Here is a 1,747-nt window from a genome sequence, read left to right on the forward strand (position 1 = left end):
ATCCGGCTCCCAAGCCGGAAATAGCAACTGGATTCCCCCATGTCCCTCTTTTCCCTTCTGGGCGCCCTGGAGATCGGCCTGATCTTCAGCCTCGTTGCCCTGGGGGTGCTGATCTCCTTCCGCATCCTCAATTTTCCCGACCTGACCGTTGATGGCAGCTTCCCGCTGGGTGGCGCTGTGGCTGCCACGCTGATCGCTTCCGGCCAGGATCCTTTCCTTGCCACCGCGCTGGCGATCGTGGCAGGCGCCTTTGCCGGCTTCATCACCGGCTGGCTCAATGTGCGCCTCAAGATCATGGACCTGCTCGCCAGTATCCTGATGATGATCGCACTGTACTCGGTCAACCTGCGCATCATGGGCAAGCCCAACGTGCCGCTGATCACCGAATCCACCATCTTCACCATCCTGCAGCCCGACTGGCTGCCCGACTACATGCTGCGCCCCGCGCTGCTGCTGATCGTGGTGGTAGTGGCCAAGCTGGGCCTCGACTGGTTCTTCTCCTCGCAGCTCGGCCTGGCCATGCGCGCCACCGGCGCCAACCCGCGCATGGCGCGCGCCCAGGGCATCGCCACCGGCCGCGCCACGCTGGCCGGCATGGCCCTGTCCAACGGGCTGGTAGCGCTCGCGGGCGCGCTGTTCGCGCAGACCCAGGGCGGCTCCGATATCTCGATGGGCATCGGCACCATCGTGATCGGCCTGGCCGCGGTGATCATCGGCGAGAGCATCCTGCCGGCGCGCCGGCTGGTGTACACCACGCTGGCCGTGGTGCTGGGCGCCATCCTCTATCGCTTCTTCATCGCGCTCGCGCTGAACAGCGAGTTCATCGGCCTGAAGGCACAAGACCTGAACCTGGTCACCGCCGTGCTGGTCACCGGCGCGCTGGTGCTGCCGGGAACCCGCAAGAAGCTGTTCGGCCGCAAGAACGGAGGTGCCTGAGATGCTGCGCGCACAAGACCTGAAACTCACTTTCAATCCCGGCACCCCGATCGAGACGCGCGCGCTGCGCGGCCTCAGCCTGGACATCCCGAGCGGCCAGTTCGTTGCCGTGATCGGCTCCAACGGCGCGGGCAAGTCGACCTTCCTCAACGCCATCAGCGGTGACCAGATGGTGGATACCGGGCGCATCACCATCGACGAGACCGATGTCACGCGCAAGCCGGCCTGGGACCGTGCCCACCTGGTGGCGCGCGTGTTCCAGGACCCGATGGCGGGCACCTGCGAAGCGCTGACGATCGAGGAAAACATGGCGCTGGCCATGGCGCGCGGCAGCCGCCGGGGCTTCCGCTCGGCGCTGAACAAACCCTCGCGCGAGTTGTTCCGCGACAAGCTGCGCCTGCTCAACCTCGGCCTGGAAAACCGCCTGACCGACCGCATCGGCCTGCTCTCGGGCGGCCAGCGCCAGGCCGTGAGCCTGCTGATGGCCTCGCTGCAGCCGTCGCGCATCCTGCTGCTGGATGAGCACACCGCCGCGCTCGACCCGAAGACCGCTGCCTTCGTGCTGGAACTGACCGCCAAGATCGTGGCGGAGAGCAAGCTCACCACCATGATGGTCACCCACAGCATGCGCCAGGCGCTGGACTACGGCCAGCGCACGGTGATGCTGCACCAGGGCCAGGTGGTGCTGGATGTGTCGGGCGAGCAGCGCGCCGGACTGGATGTGCCGGATCTGCTGCGCATGTTCGAGCAGACCAGGCACGAGCAGCTGGATGACGATGCGTTGCTGTTGAGTTGAGCCTCGGCTTAGCCA

The 1,747-nt window shown here is 66.3% G+C and carries 2 protein-coding genes; both read left to right on the forward strand.

Features of this window, described 5'->3' with window-relative positions; genetic code table 11:
- The first annotated feature begins 39 nt into the window (after positions 1-39).
- On the forward strand, positions 40-936 hold the full coding sequence (locus P3W85_RS05355) for an ABC transporter permease (RefSeq protein WP_017231093.1): 897 nt from the start codon (positions 40-42) through the stop codon (positions 934-936).
- Position 937: 1 nt separating this feature from the next.
- Positions 938-1,732: an ABC transporter ATP-binding protein gene (locus P3W85_RS05360; RefSeq protein WP_017231092.1), complete on the forward strand. Its 795-nt coding sequence runs from the start codon at positions 938-940 to the stop codon at positions 1,730-1,732.
- The last annotated feature ends 15 nt before the right edge of the window (positions 1,733-1,747 follow it).

This window comes from Cupriavidus basilensis (assembly GCF_029335485.1).
Lineage (GTDB): Bacteria > Pseudomonadota > Gammaproteobacteria > Burkholderiales > Burkholderiaceae > Cupriavidus > Cupriavidus basilensis_E.

Excerpts from the sequence above, each read along its gene's own strand:
- P3W85_RS05355 (WP_017231093.1), top strand. The coding sequence starts at position 40 with ATGTCCCTCTTTTCCCTTCTGGGCGCCCTGGAGATCGGCCTGATCTTC.
- P3W85_RS05360 (WP_017231092.1), top strand. The coding sequence starts at position 938 with ATGCTGCGCGCACAAGACCTGAAACTCACTTTCAATCCCGGCACCCCG.